We start from the raw sequence: 14,633 nt of genomic DNA on the forward strand, positions 1-14,633 counted from the left end.
GGGCGCGATGCTAGGCGCGCCGTCTCAATTCAGGTTAGAGGTTCACCCTCAGGTGGCCGTGCCGAACTGCGCGAGGCGGCCGTTGGGTGACGGGCGGTGGTACCAGTGCCGGGTGGCCGTGGCGATGCCGATCGCGTCTTCGTCGTGCCACGCGCGCAGCAGCGCCATCGCGATGCGGCGCGACAGGGTCGCACCGGGGCAGGCGTGGCCGCCCAGGCCCCAGGTGAAGCACCGCGGTGTGGGGCGCTGGAGATCGAAACGATCGGGATCGGGGTTGGCGGCCGGGTCGCGGTTGGCGCTGGCCAGCAGCACGAGGATCGCATCGCCGGTTTTCACCGTGAGGCCGTGGACCTCGCAGTCTTCGGCGGCGAACCGGCGCGTGTTCTGTACCGGAGCGTCGTGGCGCGCCACTTCGAGCGCCAGGGCGTCGTCGAGTGACGGGTCGGCCTGCCACTGCGCGCGCAGGCCCGGCTCGCGCTGCAGGGCCACGAGCACCGCGCCCATGAGGCCGGCCGTGGCCTCGCAGGTCTGGGTGAAGAGGCCGACGCGGTTCGCGTCGCCCTCGCAGCGGGCGAGCAGGCGGGCCGCGGCCTCGTTGCCACGCTCGCGCGTCGACGCATCGGCCGTGGGCGACCAGCTTGCGATGAGCCCGCGCACATCGCTCGGCAGCGTGCCGGCGTCGTCGGCTCCGTGCAGCAGCGCCCACAGCACCCGCACCGGGGCTTCGAAGAGCAGGCCGTTCAGGTCTGCCGCGCTGGGGGAGGCGCCCTCGCGCACGACGCGGTGCGCCGCCTCGCCGACCTGCCAGTCGCGCTGCAGGAAGGGGGTGGCCCAGGCCTTGCCTTTTTGGTGCACTGGCCCGTCGTTCTGCCGCATCAGCCCGCCGAACACCGCGCCCGACGGCGTGCCGGCCACTGTGCGCGGCACCGGCTCGGCGGGTGGGCGCACGCGCAGGGCCGGGTGTTGCAGCACCGCCTGCACGGCGGCGGCGCTGCTGGCGACCCACAAGCCCAGCTCGGCGTCGTGGTGCAGGCCGCCCGGGAGCGCGGCGCGCAGCTGGGCGTAGAGCGGGTAGGGGTCGGGCTGGTGGGGGGCGGTGAGCAGCGGGTTCATGTCGCCAGTGTGGCGGCACCCCCGCGCGTCATGCTTCGGGCCGTGTCGAAACGTCGGCCAATGCGTTCAGCAGGCGGTCGACATCTTCGTTGCGGTGGGCGGCTGACAGCGAAATGCGCAGCCGCGCCGTGCCGGCCGGCACCGTGGGCGGGCGGATGGCCGGCACCCACAGCCCGCGCTCGCGCAAGGCGGCGGCGAGGTCGAGCGTGGGCTGGTTCTCGCCCACGATGAGCGGCTGGATGCAGGTGTCCGAGGCGAGCAGCCGCCAGGGCAGGCCAACCATGCCGGCGCGCAGGCGCCGGGTGAGCGCTGCCACGTGCTCGCGCCGCCAGTCTTCTTCGGCGATCACCCGCAGGCTGGCGCGCACTGCGGCGGCCACCATCGCCGGGGTGGCCGTGGCGAAGATGTAGGTGCGGGCGCGTTGCATCACCCACTCGACGGCATCGGCCTCGCCGGCCACGAAGGCCCCGGCGCAGCCCGAGGCCTTGCCGAGCGTGGCCATGTAGAGCAGGCGCGGCGAACCTGCCATGCCCAGGTGGGCGGCGCTGCCGCGGCCCTGCGGCCCGAGCACGCCGAAGCCGTGGGCATCGTCGACCATCAGCAGCGCATCGTGCTGCTCGCACAGGGCCAGGAGCTCGCGCAGGGGGGCGATGTTGCCGTCCATGCTGAAGACGGCATCGGTGACGACGAGCTTGCGCTGTGCGGTGGAGGCGGCGAGCTGTGCGGCGAGTGCCGCCAGGTCCACGTGCGGGTAGACGTGCGCCTCGGCCCGCGCCAGCCGCACGCCGTCGATCAGGCAGGCGTGGTTGAGGGCGTCGCTGAACACCGCGTCACCGCGGCCCACGAGCGCCGGCACCAACCCCACGTTGGCGAGGTAACCCGAGCCGAAGTAGAGCGCACGCGGGCGGCCCACGAAGGCGGCCAGTTCGGCCTCCAGCGCCTCGTGCGGCCCTTCGTGGCCGCACACCAGCGGCGACGAGGTGGCGCCCACGCCGTAACGCGCCGCCGCCTCCTGCGCCGCGGCGATCAGTGCAGGGTGCTGCGAGAGGCCGAGGTAGTCGTTGCTGGCGAAGGAGAGCAGCGGTGCACCATCGACCGTGAGGTGCGGGCCGTCCTTGGCCTGCACCACGCGGCGGGTGCGGCGCAGGCTGGCGGCGTCGAGGGCCGCCAACCGCTGGTCGTGGTCGTGACTCAAAGGGCGAGGCCGAGCGAGCGTTGCTTCATCGCGCGGACTAGGGTTAACACGGCCCGCGATTCTAGGAGGCCCTTGCGTTCTAGGGATCGCGCTCGGCGGCAGAATTGCCCTCGGATTTGAAGGCCGAAGTTCGCAGATGACGAAACCGGCTCGCAAAGGGAAGAGGCTGCATTCGCAGCCTCTGCATTTCGGGCGCACATCGCGCCTCATCAGGGAGGTTCATGAAGATCGAAAACCGAAAGGCGCGGCTTGCCCGCGCCCGTGTCTCGCTGCGCGCATTGGCCATCGTGCCCGCGCTGGGTTTGATTTCGTGTGGAGGAGGCGGTGGCGGCGATGACGCACCCCCGCCGGCCCTCATGGCGGGTGACTACTACGTCTACGACTATTCGTTCACGCCCGCTGGGTCGTCGACCTCGAGCTACCGCAACATCACGACCATCTCGAGCGTGGCGCCTGACGGCACCAACCTGCGCGTGGGCACGAGCTCTCTCGCCATCGCTTCGTACACCGCCTACCTGAATTCGGCGCAGGTCGGCTATATGACGAGCGTCAACGGATCGATCAATTGCCAGTTCTCTCCTCCGGCTCAGGTGGCGCCGCCTTCTCCGCGATCGGTGGGCCAGAGCTGGTCGGTCACGTCGACAACCTCGCCGTCCGGTTGCAACGGCGTTATCCAGACTACTCAGTCTGGCCAGGTGGTCGCGCGGGAGGCCATCACGGTTCCCGCTGGCACCTTTGAGACTTACAGGGTCACCCGCCAAGCAAGCAACACGCTGAGCGCCACGACCAGCAACCAGCAGACGAGCACCTGCTGGTACGCCGTCGACCGAGGGTACGTGGTGCGCTGCGACTTCAACACGACAACGACGACCAGTGGCTCCATCACGACGTCGACCTCCACACAGGTGCTGTCGGCCATCGGCGGGCCTGTACGCGCATCGCAGGGCAGCACCGTCAGCCGTTTCCAGGGGGCTTGGCGCGTTGGCTTCAACGGGGGTGTGTCCGGCAATTGCCCATCGCTGCTGATTTCGAGCAGCGGGAACGTCAGCGGCACCTGCAACGTCACCGGCGGTGCTTCCTTTACTGTCGCGGGTACGGTGACGCCCAGTGGCTCGGTGTCCCTGAGCCTCTCAACCGGTGGCAGTCTCACGGGCAGCCTGTCGACACCTTACGCGGGTAGTGGTACGTGGGTCGACAGCGGAACTTCAGGCAGCTGGACCGCTTCTCACCAGTGAGCCCAGGCGGGACTTCAAACCCGCCACTGAACGTGCTGCGGCTCTGGCACCGCCATCCGCGGCACGTCGGCCCACATCGGCGCGCCGAGGTGCTCTTGCAAGTAGGCGATGTTGTCGTCGGGCGAGGCCATCTGCGGGTCGATGCGGTTGGCCACCCAGCCGGCCAGCGTGAGGCCACGCGCGCCGATGGCTTCGGCGGTGAGCATCGCGTGGTTGAGGCAGCCCAGGCGCAGGCCGACGACGAGCAGCACCGGCAGCTGCAGCGCCTGCGCGAGGTCGGCGCCGGTCTCGCGCTCGTTGAGGGGCACGAAAAAACCGCCGGCGCCTTCGACCACCACGGCATCGGCTTGTGCGGCCAGCTGGCGGTAGCGCTCGACGAGCAACGGCAGCTCGATGCGCACACCCGCCGCGCGTGCCGCGAGGTGGGGTGACATCGGCAGCGGCAGGCAGTACGGGTTGTCGAGCTCGCGCGGCACCTGGATCGAGCTGCAGGCGCGCATCGCCACCACGTCTTCGTTGTCGTCGCCGTGCGCCATCGGCACCGTGCCGGCCGCGACCGGCTTCATGCCGACGACGCGTGCGTGCTGCTTTCGCAGATGCAACAGCAGCGCTGAGCTGATGAGGGTCTTGCCGACTTCGGTGTCGGTGCCCGTCACGAAGTAGCCCACCGTCATGCGAGCGCTTCGTTCAAGGCCGCGAGCGCACCGTCGGCCAGCCACGCCGACTCTTCCTCGTCGATCACATACGGCGGCATGAAGTACAGCGTGTTGGCGATGGGCCGCAGCAGCAGCCCGCGTTGCAGCGCGGCCATGTGATAACGGCGTGCAAAGCCGGGGTCGTCGGTGTCGATGTCGAAGCCCCACATCATGCCGATCTGGCGCGTGCGCAACACCTTCTCGTGCTGCATCAGCGGCGCGCACAGTGCGGTGAGGCGCGCGGCGGTCTCGCGGTTGGCGGCCATCCAGTCGCGCTGCTCGAAGACTTCGAGCACGGCCAGCGCCGCGCGGCAGGCGAGCGGGTTGCCGGTGTACGAGTGCGAGTGCAGGAAGCCACGCGCCACCCGGTCGTCGTAGAACGCGGCGTAGACCTCATCGGTGGTGAGCACGAGCGACAGCGGCAGCGTGCCGCTCGTGATGCCCTTCGACAGGCACATGAAGTCGGGCCGCACGCGGGCCTGCTCGCAGGCGAAGAGGCTGCCGGTGCGGCCGAAGCCCACCGCGATCTCATCGGCCACCAGGTGCACCTCGTAGCGGTCGCACAGGGCGCGCGCCTCGCGCAGGTAGGCCGGGTCGTAGGTGGCGATGCCGGCGGCGCACTGCACCAGCGGCTCGACGATGAGCGCGGCCGTCTCCGCGTGGTGCACTTCCAGGTAGGCCTGCAGGGCCTGCACGCAGTGCAGCAGGTGCTCCTCGGCCGAGACACCCGGCGCGGCCTTGCGTGCATCGGGCGTGGGCACGGTGGCGCTGATGCGCAGCAGCGGGCCATACGCATCGCGGAAGAGTGGGATGTCGGTGACCGACAGCGCACCCGCGGTTTCGCCGTGGTAGCCGTTGCGCAGGCCGATGAAGCGGGTCTTCCTGAACTTGCCGTGGTTGCGCCAGTAATGCGCGCTCATCTTGAGCGCGATCTCGGTGGCCGAGGCGCCGTCGCTCGCATAGAACGCGTGGCCGAGGCCGGTGAGCGCGCCGAGTTTTTCGGAGAGCGCCACCACCGGCTCGTGCGTGCAGCCGGCGAGCATCACGTGCGCCAGCGTGTCGAGCTGCTGGTGCAGCGATGCGGTGATGTGCGGGTGGCCGTGGCCGAAGAGGTTGACCCACCAGGAGCTGATGGCGTCGAGGTAACGCTTGCCGTCAGGGTCGTAGAGCCACACGCCTTGTGCGCGGGCGACCGGCAACGGCGGCAGGGTCTCGTGCTGCTTCATTTGGCTGCAGGGGTGCCACACCGCCTGCACGCTGCGTGCTGCAAGTGTGCTCATGCGTTCACCACCATGCCGCTGCGGAAGGTTTCGAAGATGAGCATCAGCGGCCCGCGCTCGGTGACGATGCGGTAGCAGCGGCTCGCGCGCAGGTCGGGGTGGCCGACGTGCTGCCACAGCGCGCTTTCGATCTCGGGGGTGCTCTGGAGCGGCTCGCGTTGCACGAAGAGTTTTTGCAGCAGGTGGCCGATGGGGGCCACGCCTTCGTCGAGCTTGGCGAGGAACCAGTCGGGCACCGCATCGAGCCGGGTGTAGGAGAGGTTGTCCATCAACACACGGCCGTGGGCGTGCAGGCTCGTCACACGGTGCAGGTAACGCTCGCCGCCGAGCTGCTCGCGCACGCCGGGCGGCACGCTGTCGGTCTGCTGTTGCGACAGCAGCTGCACCGTCATCGGTGCTTGCGCGATGGCTTCGCACACACGCGTGGTCGAGCCGTCGAGCGCCATCAACGCGCGCAGCAGCGGCGCGTGTTGCGGGTCGGGCGGGAAGGGGTGTCGATCTACACTCATTTGCTTCTTCTTGTCCCTGGCGGTTTTGGTTTTGTGAAACCCAGCATCGTACCGGCCACGCTCCACGCGACGCCGCAAGACCTCTACGCACGCCTGGGCGCGGTCGACGGCACGGTGCTGCTCGAAAGCAGCAAGCAGATGCCCGGTTTGGGCGGCTGGTCGTGGGTCACGGGCCCGGCCGTGGCCACGCTCGAAACGCGAGGCTCGCGCACGACGCTCGTCGACGCGGTGAGCCGCCATGTGCTGGCCGAATGGGCCGACCCCTTCGAGGCCATCGCCTCGGTGCTGTCGCAGCTGCCGGCCGACACGGCGGCGCGGCCCGCGGGCCTCGGCTTCGCGGGCGGGCTCGTGGGCCACCTCGGCTATGACCTCGCGCGTTTCGTCGAGCGCCTGCCGTCCATCGCGGCCGACGAGCCGGCGCTGCCCGCGATGCGCCTGCACCTGTGCGATCACCTCTACGCGCACGACCACGCGAGCGGCACCTGGTACTGGTGCGAGCGGGCCACGCCCTGGGGCGATGCCGAGACACGCCAGCGCGTGTGGGCGACGACACGCGCCTGTGCCACCGCGCGCACGCCGGCCGCGGGCCGCTTCCAGGCCGGCGCGCCGCAGTCGCGCACGCCGCCGGCACGCTACCTCGGCCAGGTGCAGCAGGTGCTCGACTACATCGCGGCCGGCGACATCTTCCAGGCCAACCTGTCGCACCGGCTCGAAGCGCCGTTCGAGGGCGACCCGTATGCGCTGTACCGCGCGCTCACCGCGCGCAACCCGGCGCCGTTTTCGGCCTACCTGCCGGGCGATGGGTTTGCGATCGCGAGCGTGTCGCCCGAGCGTTTCCTGAAGCTCGACTGCACGCCTGCGGGCCGGGTGGTCACCGCGCGGCCGATCAAGGGCACGCTGCCGCGCGAGGCCGATCCGGCGCGAGATGACGCGCAGCGCCTCGCCCTCACGCACAGCGTGAAGGACCGTGCCGAGAACCTCATGATCGTCGACCTGATGCGCAACGACCTGGGCCGCGTGGCGCAGGTGGGCAGCGTGAAGGTGGAGCGGCTCTTCGAGGCCGAGCCGCACCCGAGCGTGTGGCAGTTGGTGTCGACCATTCGCGCCACCTTGCGCGACGACCTGGGCGTGGCCGACCTCCTGCGCGCCTGCTGGCCCCCGGGCTCGATGACCGGTGCACCCAAGGTGCGGGCGATGGAGATCATCGAGGCGCTGGAGCCGGTGCGGCGTGGGCCGTATGCGGGCGCGATCGGCTACTTCGATGCGAGCGGCGCGATGGACCTCTCGGTGGTGATCCGCACGGCCATCGTGCACGGCGCGCGGGTGATGGTGCAGCTCGGCGGCGCGGTGGTGGCCGATTCCGACCCGGCCAGGGAACTCGCCGAGACCGAAGCAAAAGGCCGCTTCATCGTGCAAGCCTTGCGGGGCAGCTGATGGCCGGGCTCAGCGCGCTGCACAGCCGCCGCCTGCGCGAGATCTGGCGTTCGGCGGGCTGGCCCTGCCAGGACCTGGTGGAAGTGGAGCTGCTTGCGGCCGGCCTCATCGAACGCGTGCGCCAGCCGAGCGGCCACGAGACCTTGCGCGTGACCGATGCCGGGGTGGCGGTGCTCGCCGACACGCTGCAGCGCAACCGCGCGCGGCGCGATGCACACGAACACCTGGTCGAACGTGTGGCGCGCGAGATGACGCGCGCCGGCCGCCTCGCCTGGCGCGGCCTCGCCTTGCGCGCCAAGGTGGGGGAGGGCGATGAGTCGCAATGGGTCATGGCCATGCCCGATGTGTTCTCCATCCGCCACACCACCGTCGAGGCCTACCTCGAACCCATCGTGCACGAGATCAAGGTGAGCCGCGCCGACCTGCTGTCGGACCTGCGGCGCGAGGCCAAGCGCCACGCCTACCTGCAGCTCAGCGGCGAGTGCTGGTACGTGATCGCGCGTGGCATCGCCGAGGCCGACGAGATTCCGCCCGAGTTCGGCGTGATGGCCGCCGAGGGTGCGGCGCTGGAGGTGCTGCGCCCGGCGCCGAAGCGGGCGATGAGCATGTCGCTGCCGCTGTGGATGGCGCTGGCGCGGGCCACGCCGCTCGAGGGCTGGCGGCACGACGACGCGCAGGGTTTGCTTTAGGCGCAACTGCCGTGCGATGACGAAGGAGACGCCGCCGGCAGCGCCTCGCGCTGTGCGAGCTCCACCTTCGCCGCCCGGAAGGTGCCCTGCGCCACGATCGACGCCGGCAGCGTGCCGCCATGGGCCTCGGGCGTGAGCACCAGCGCCCAGCTCTCGTCGGCCAGGCGCACGCTGCCGATGCCTTGCACCTGGGTGCGCTCGGTCTCCAGCACCAGGGCCTTGGTGCGGCCCACCCCGCCCGAGAACGCGAGCGACACCGCCCCGCAGCGGATGGGCACCGGCTTGTCGCCGCCGACCAGCGAGCTCAGCAGGCGGCCGGCGTGCAGGCCGAGACGGGCGTCGAGCTTCTTCGGCAGGCTGCCGCCGGCGAAACGCAGGTCGAGCTGGCCGTCGAGGCCGCGCCACCAGCTGGCGAGGGTGGGCCCGAGCGTGCTCAGCGTGAGTGAGCCGGTGACCGTGGGCCATTGGACGTCTTCAACGTCGGTCTGGCGTGCGAGCGTGGGCCAGAGCTGGGTGGGCTTCACGCCGCGCGCGCTGAGTTGCAACGCGGCCTCGGGCGCCTTGCCGCGGGTGCCGAGCGAGAAGCGCCCTTGCCAGCGGCCGCCGGCCAGTTCCGCCTGTTGCAGCTGGAGCTGCAGGTCGCCGCCGTCGAGCGTGGCACTGGCTTTCAGCTGGTGCGCTGACGGCCAGGTGGGCGCTTCGAGCGTGTCGACCTGCACGGTGATTCGTGCATCGAGGCGGCGCACGCTGTCGAAGGGCAGGGCACGCTGCGGCAGCACGCGCGTGGCCGACGCGGGCCCGGCCTTCAGCGGCACGACGGGCTCGCCCTGGCGCGAGGGCAGGTCGTCCAGCCGCAGCAGTTCGCTCTTCGTGTTGGCCTGCAGCGACGCACGCCCCTCTCGCGAGCGGGCCGGTGTGTAGCGCGCCTCGCCGGCGAGGTCGGAGCGGCCGAGCAGGAGCTTCGCGTCACGCGCCACCCAGCTCGCGCCCTCGCGCGCCAGCTGGCCGTCGAAGCGATAGGGCCGTGAGGCCGGCCACTCGCCCCGCGGCAGGAAGGCGTGCAGCTGCGCCAGCGTCTCGCCGCGCAGCTGCACCCGGGTGTCGACCGCCGACAGCTGCATCAGGTCGGCGATCTCGCCCTGCACGGCGAGCGTGGTGCCACCGCTTCGGGCCTCGCCGCGCAATGGGAAACGCTCGCCGGTGTCGACCATGCTGAGCACAGGCCCCGCTTCGGCCTGGCCCGACCAGGCGGCGTCGCCGAAGCGGCCCTGGAAGGCAATGCGTTGCGTGCGGCCGTCGTGCGGTTGCGCCAGCGGTGTCGAATGCGCCTCCAGCGTGAGCCCGAGGCCGGGGTGGCTGAGCGTGAGGCGGCTGCGCTCGGCCTGCAGGCGCTGGATGCGCATGCGCGCGCCGCCGCGGTCGTCGGGGCGGGTGAGGCGCCAGTTGCGCAGGCCGTCGGGCTGCCGTTGCAGGTCGACGTCGGCCTCGACGAGGTGCATGCGGCGCATCACGCGCACGTGGGAAAAGAGCGTGGCCCAGTCGAAGGTGAAGCTGGCCTCGCGGGCGGTGATGAAGGGCCGGTCGCCGCTCGCCCAGGGCGCATTGGCGACGCGCAACCCGCGCAGGCGCACGACGGGTTGCCAGTCGGCGTCGAGGCGGATCTGCAGGTCGTCGACCTGCACCTCGCGCTTCGACTTGTGCTCGAGGTAGCGCACCACGGCCGGGCGTGCCCAGTTCCAGTCCGCCATCAGGAGCGTGAGCACCAGCAGGACGCCCGAGGCGCCCAGCAGGGCCACAAGGGTGCGCGGCGGTGGGGTCATGCGGGGGAATGCTAGGTCGCGACGGGTTCATGGGCGCCCGGCCAACCCCGCGTTGACGTGTAGGACGAGGGTGGCGTTACGCTCGTGCCCATGCTGCGCTTCGCTTGTCTCGTGGTCGCCACCGCCGCGCTCGCCGCCTGCGAGCGGCCCGCGGCGCCCGTCGCCGCCCCGGCCCCGCCCGCCAGTGCCACGGCGCTGGTGGTGCCGGCGCCCATTGGCACGCCGGCCGCGGCGGGCATCGCCTGGCTCGCCGCCAGCACCGAGGCCGAAGTCGACGCCGCCTTCGCCCAGGCCCGCGAGCAAGGCAAGCCGGTGCTGCTGTACTGGGGTGCCGAGTGGTGCCCGCCCTGCAACCAGCTCAAGGCCACGCTCTTCAACCGGCAGGACTTCATCGAGCGCACCCGTGCCTTCGTGCCGGTCTACCTCGACGGCGACCGGCCCGGCGCGCAGAAGCTCGGCGCGCGTTTCAAGGTGCGCGGCTACCCGACGCTGGTGCTCTTGAGCCCGGCCGGCCAGGAGATGACGCGCCTGCCCGGCGAGGTCGACGCGCAGCAGATCACGCAGGTGCTGACGCTGGCCCTCGCCATGCAGCGGCCGGTGAAGGCCGTGCTGGCCGATGCCCGCGCCGGGCGGGCGTTGAGCGCGGGCGAGTGGCAGCTGCTGGCCTTCTATTCCTGGGAGACCGACGCCGGCGACGCGCAGGCCCAGGTGCTGCCCCCGAAACAACTGCCGGCCGCCCTGCGCGAGCTGGCCGCCGCGTGCCCGCCCGCGCAGGCCGAGGCCGGCACGCGCCTCTTCCTCAAAGCCTGGGCGGCGGCGGAAGCGCCACGCCCCGATGCGAAGGCGCGCGAGCGGTTTCTCGCGGTGCTGCGCAGCGCCGAGGCGTCGCGGGTGCAGATGGACGTGCTGGCCAACCACGCCGAGGCCCTCGCCAAGGCGTTCGCACCGGCCGGTGACAAGGCCCGCACGGCGGTGATCGACGCCTTCGACGCCAGCCTGGCTGGCCTCGCCAACGACGTGACCCTGTCGCGCGCCGACCGGGCCAGTGCCTCCATCGCCCGCGTGCAGCTGGCCCGCCTCGACGCCGCTCGCGGCGTGCCGCCCGCGCTGATGAGCGACATCCGCGAGCAGGTCGCACGCCTGGACCGCGAGACGACCGACGGCTACGAGCGGCAAGCGGTGATCCCCACGCTGGCCTACTTGCTGCGCGAGGCCGGGGCGGCGCCCGAGTCCGATGCCCTGCTCAAGGCCAACCTCGCCCGCAGCCACTCGCCCTACTACCTGATGTCGAGCCTGGCGAGCAACGCGAAGAAGCGCGGCGACCGCGCGGAAGCCCTGCGCTGGAGCGAAGAGGCCTGGCGGCGCAGCGAGGGCCCGGCCACACGCCTGCAGTGGGGCGCGGCCCATGTGGCCACGCTCGTGGAGCTGGCCCCGCAGGACGAAGCGCGCATCGAGGCCGCCGCGCTGCAGGTGCTGCGCGAAGCAGCCGCGCAGCCGAATGCGTTCTACGAGCGCAGCGCGCGCTCGTTGCAGCGGGTGGCCGACACGCTGGCGACCTGGCAGAAGAAGAACCCGGGCCACGCCGACGCGATGTCGCGCCTGCGCACCGGGCTCGATGCACTGTGCGCCGCGGTGCCCGAGGCCGACGGCCAGCGCGACGCCTGCCGCAGCCTGCTCAGCCCGAAGAAGGCTTCAGCCTGAGCTCGAAGCCGAGGTAGAGCACGGCGGCGAGCGCCAGCGGCACCAGGTAGTACAGCGCCCGGTAGACCAGCAGTGCGGCCAGCAGCGTGCTCTGCGCGACAGGCGGTGACAGCAGCGTGAGGAACACCGCCTCCAGCACCCCGAGGCCGCCCGGCACATGGGTCACGACCCCGGCCACCGCGGCGGCGAGCAGTGCGGTGAGGGCAGCGGCGTAGTCGATTTGCGATGGCAGCAGCATGTAGACCGTGGCGCCGATCAGTCCCCAGTTGAGCGCCGAGAGTGCCAGCTGCAGCAGGGCCGCACGCCCCGACGGCAGGTGCAGGTGGTGGCCGCGCACCGCAAAGCTGCGCCGGGGCGAAGCAAAACACAGCGCCACGTAGCCGGCCGCGATGGCGACGAGCGCCGCCCCCAGCACCTGCAGCGCACCAGCGCCGAGCGACCAGGCTTCGGGCACCGCGATGGGCTGCCACAGGCAGCACACGCCCGCGAGCACGAAATAACCCAGCCAGTTGGTCAGCATGCTGAAGCCGACGATGCGCGAGATGCGCGCTGCGCTCAGGCCCTGGCGCGAATAGAGCCGCGCGCGCAGGGCCACGCCGCCCACCAGCGAGCCGAAGTTGAGGTTGAAGGCGTAGCTCGTGAAGGCGGTGGCGAGCACTCGCCAGGCCGGCAGCTGGTGGCCGGTGTAGCGGCGGCTCAGCAAGTCGAAGGTGGCGTAGAGCGTATGGCTGGCGATCGCGAGGGCGGCGGCGGCCATGAGGGTGGTGGCGGGGTAGTCGCCGATGGCCGCGAGCACCTCGCCCCACTTCACTGTGCGGGCATAGCGCAGCACCAGCCACAGCACCAAGGCCAGGAACACGGCCGACGCGCTGCGGCTGAGCGCCGGCCACCACGGTCGCCGCGTGAACGGCACACGCGGGGCCGGCGCCGTCTCAGACGCCATGGGTGCGGTGCTCGGGGGCGCGCTCGGCGGTGCTGGGCGGGTCGGCGTTCACCAGGGCCGGCGAGTGTCGCGGCAGCCAGGTGGCCCAGTACGGGAAGCGGCGCAGCACGTGGAAGACGACGAAGCTGCGCACCACCTGCCACGGCGTGGGCTTGCCGCTGCCCTCGGGCGCAACCTCGCGGCAGCTTTCGCAGACGAGCTTGTCGAGCCGCTCCGCAAGCTGGCGGTTGAAGTCGCCGTCGCGAATCACGACGTTGGCCTCGAGGTTGAGCGCGAGGCTCAGGGGGTCGAGGTTGCTGGAGCCCACCGTCGACCATTCGTCGTCGGCCAGCGCCACCTTGCCGTGGAAGGGGCGCTGGCAGTATTCGTAGATCTTCACGCCCGCGCGCAGCAGGTGGTCGTGCAGCAGCTCGGCGCCGAACTTCACGATCGGCATGTCGGGTGTGCCCTGCAGGATGAGCCGCACCTCCACGCCGCGCCGGGCCGCGCGGCGCAGCTCGCGCAGCAGGCGGTAGCCGGGGAAGAAGTACGCGTTGGCGATCCACACGCGCTTCTTCGCCGAGCGGATGGCCACGCGGTAGAGGCGCTCGATGTCGTCGCGGTGGTGGTTGTTGTCGCGCGTCACGAAGAGCGCGTGCGCGGTGCCGGCGTGCGGCTGCTGCGAGGGCGGTGCCACCGGCTTGCGGTGGAACCACCAGCGCCGTGGGCCATGCGGCTCGTGGATCGCGGCGCGCACGAAGCCGTGGATGTCCGACACGATGGGGCCGCGCACCTTCACCGAATAGTCCTGCTTGGCCTCGGGGCCGAAGTCGAGCAGGTGGTCGGCCGAGTAGTTGATGCCGCCGATGAAGGCGAGCTCGCCGTCGATGACGACGATCTTGCGGTGCATGCGGCGCAGCACGTTGGCGCGGATGCCGAGCAGGGGCTTTTGCGGGTCGAACACGCGGATGCGCACGCCGGCCGCCGTGAGCTCGCCGATGAACTGCGGCGAGAGGTCCGGCGAGCCGAAGCCGTCGATCAGCAGGTCGACCTGCACGCCGCGCTGCGCCGCCTCGACGAGCACCTGGTGCAGCGCCTTGCCGACCTTGTCTTCGAAAAGGATGAAGGTCTCGATGATGACCTCGCGCCGGGCCTGCGAGATCGCCTCGAACACTGCCGGGAAGAAGGCCTCGCCGTTCTCCAGCAGCGTGAAGTGGTTGCCCGGCTGCCAGCGCGCGCGGTCATTCATAGCGAGATCTCCGCGACGAGCGGGGCGTGGTCGGACAGGTGCGACCAGGGCCGGCGCGGCAACACCACCGGCGAGTGGATGCGCGCGTGGCGCACGTAGATGCGGTCGAGTGCGAGCACGGGCCAGCGCGCGGGGAAGGTGCGCACGTGTTCGCCATGCGCATGCACGAAGACCTCGCGCAGGCCGCAGTTGCGCTCGAGGATGGGGTTGGCGCGGTGGCGCCAGTCGTTGAAGTCGCCGGCCACCACCAGCGGCGCGTCGGCGGGCACCTCGGTGTGCACGAGCTTGCACAGCAGTTCGAGCTGGCGGCGGCGGTGCGATTCCTTCAGGCCGAGGTGCACGCAGATGGCGTGGATGCGCTGCTCGCGACCGGGCACGCGCAGCGCGCAATGCAGCAGCCCTCGCCGCTCGGGGCCGGCGATGGAGACGTCGTGGTTCTGGTAGTGCTCGATCGGGAACTTCGACAGCACCGCATTGCCGTGGTGGCCATGGGGGTACACCGCGTTGCGGCCATAGGCGAACTCGGGCCAGATCTCGTCGGCGAGGAACTCGTAGTGCGGGTCTTCCGGGAAGTTCAGGAACTTCGACGGGTGCTTCTCGTGCGCGCCCTGCACCTCCTGCAGGAAGACCACGTCGGCCCCGACCGCGCGCACGGCTTCGCGCAGCTCGTGCAGGATGAACTTGCGGTTGAGGAAGGTGAAGCCCTTGTGGGTGTTGACCGTCATCACCTTGAAGGCGAGCTCGGGCATGGGGCGGTCGGGCGGGTTGCGGGACATGCCCGTTTTTGTACC

The 14,633-nt window shown here is 71.1% G+C and carries 13 protein-coding genes; 4 read left to right on the forward strand and 9 right to left on the reverse strand.

Features of this window, described 5'->3' with window-relative positions:
• Nucleotides 1-48 precede the first annotated feature (48 nt).
• Complete coding sequence (locus KF892_16415) at nt 49-1,113, reverse strand: cytochrome P450 (protein ID MBX3626606.1); 1,065 nt, start codon at nt 1,111-1,113, stop codon at nt 49-51.
• A gap of 28 nt (nt 1,114-1,141) precedes the next feature.
• Nucleotides 1,142-2,518 carry an 8-amino-7-oxononanoate synthase gene (bioF, locus tag KF892_16420; protein MBX3626607.1) on the reverse strand — a complete coding sequence of 459 codons (1,377 nt, stop codon included), beginning with the start codon at nt 2,516-2,518 and terminating at the stop codon, nt 1,142-1,144.
• 11 nt (nt 2,519-2,529) lie between these two features.
• Between bioF and KF892_16425 the strand changes: the two genes are divergently transcribed.
• A complete protein-coding gene (locus KF892_16425; GenBank protein MBX3626608.1) occupies nt 2,530-3,543 on the forward strand; it encodes a hypothetical protein in 1,014 nt (337 codons plus the stop codon).
• Nucleotides 3,544-3,557: 14 nt separating this feature from the next.
• On the opposite strand, the gene bioD is transcribed toward KF892_16425, so the two are convergent.
• Genes bioD through KF892_16440 form a run of 3 tightly spaced genes read right to left on the reverse strand, consistent with a single transcriptional unit; the run spans nt 3,558 to nt 6,027 of the window.
• Entirely contained in the window at nt 3,558-4,217 is a 660-nt protein-coding gene (bioD, locus tag KF892_16430) for a dethiobiotin synthase (GenBank protein MBX3626609.1), read from the reverse strand.
• Nucleotides 4,214-5,518: an adenosylmethionine--8-amino-7-oxononanoate transaminase gene (locus tag KF892_16435; protein MBX3626610.1), complete on the reverse strand. Its 1,305-nt coding sequence runs from the start codon at nt 5,516-5,518 to the stop codon at nt 4,214-4,216. Before KF892_16435 ends, bioD begins: the two co-directional genes overlap by 4 nt.
• Nucleotides 5,515-6,027: a DUF98 domain-containing protein gene (locus tag KF892_16440; GenBank protein ID MBX3626611.1), complete on the reverse strand. Its 513-nt coding sequence runs from the start codon at nt 6,025-6,027 to the stop codon at nt 5,515-5,517. The genes KF892_16435 and KF892_16440 overlap by 4 nt, the downstream gene beginning before the upstream one ends.
• A gap of 33 nt (nt 6,028-6,060) precedes the next feature.
• Between KF892_16440 and pabB the strand changes: the two genes are divergently transcribed.
• Both pabB and KF892_16450 read left to right on the forward strand, forming a co-directional pair.
• A complete protein-coding gene (gene pabB / locus KF892_16445; protein MBX3626612.1) occupies nt 6,061-7,461 on the forward strand; it encodes an aminodeoxychorismate synthase component I in 1,401 nt (466 codons plus the stop codon).
• Nucleotides 7,461-8,150, forward strand: coding sequence for a hypothetical protein (locus tag KF892_16450; protein MBX3626613.1), 690 nt, complete (start codon nt 7,461-7,463; stop codon nt 8,148-8,150). The genes pabB and KF892_16450 overlap by 1 nt, the downstream gene beginning before the upstream one ends.
• On the opposite strand, the gene KF892_16455 is transcribed toward KF892_16450, so the two are convergent.
• The gene (locus KF892_16455) at nt 8,147-9,970 is read right to left on the reverse strand and encodes an AsmA family protein (GenBank protein MBX3626614.1); all 1,824 of its coding nucleotides are present in this window, start codon (nt 9,968-9,970) and stop codon (nt 8,147-8,149) included. The genes KF892_16450 and KF892_16455 overlap by 4 nt on opposite strands.
• A 90-nt stretch (nt 9,971-10,060) precedes the next feature.
• Here KF892_16455 and KF892_16460 point away from each other — a divergent pair, with 90 nt between their 5' ends.
• Nucleotides 10,061-11,671 (forward strand): thioredoxin fold domain-containing protein, encoded by a 1,611-nt coding sequence (locus KF892_16460; GenBank protein ID MBX3626615.1) that lies wholly within the window; start codon nt 10,061-10,063, stop codon nt 11,669-11,671.
• Here the strand turns inward: KF892_16460 and KF892_16465 are convergent.
• From KF892_16465 to KF892_16475, 3 genes are read right to left on the reverse strand one after another with little or no spacing between them, the layout of a single operon-like run.
• The gene (locus KF892_16465) at nt 11,646-12,614 is read right to left on the reverse strand and encodes a UPF0104 family protein (GenBank protein ID MBX3626616.1); all 969 of its coding nucleotides are present in this window, start codon (nt 12,612-12,614) and stop codon (nt 11,646-11,648) included. The two genes, KF892_16460 and KF892_16465, sit on opposite strands and share 26 nt — an antisense overlap.
• The gene (gene clsB / locus KF892_16470) at nt 12,604-13,842 is read right to left on the reverse strand and encodes a cardiolipin synthase ClsB (GenBank protein MBX3626617.1); all 1,239 of its coding nucleotides are present in this window, start codon (nt 13,840-13,842) and stop codon (nt 12,604-12,606) included. Before clsB ends, KF892_16465 begins: the two co-directional genes overlap by 11 nt.
• Nucleotides 13,839-14,618: an endonuclease/exonuclease/phosphatase family protein gene (locus tag KF892_16475; GenBank protein ID MBX3626618.1), complete on the reverse strand. Its 780-nt coding sequence runs from the start codon at nt 14,616-14,618 to the stop codon at nt 13,839-13,841. The genes clsB and KF892_16475 overlap by 4 nt, the downstream gene beginning before the upstream one ends.
• Nucleotides 14,619-14,633: the final 15 nt, after the last annotated feature.

This window comes from Rhizobacter sp. (assembly GCA_019635355.1).
GTDB lineage: Bacteria > Pseudomonadota > Gammaproteobacteria > Burkholderiales > Burkholderiaceae_C > Rhizobacter.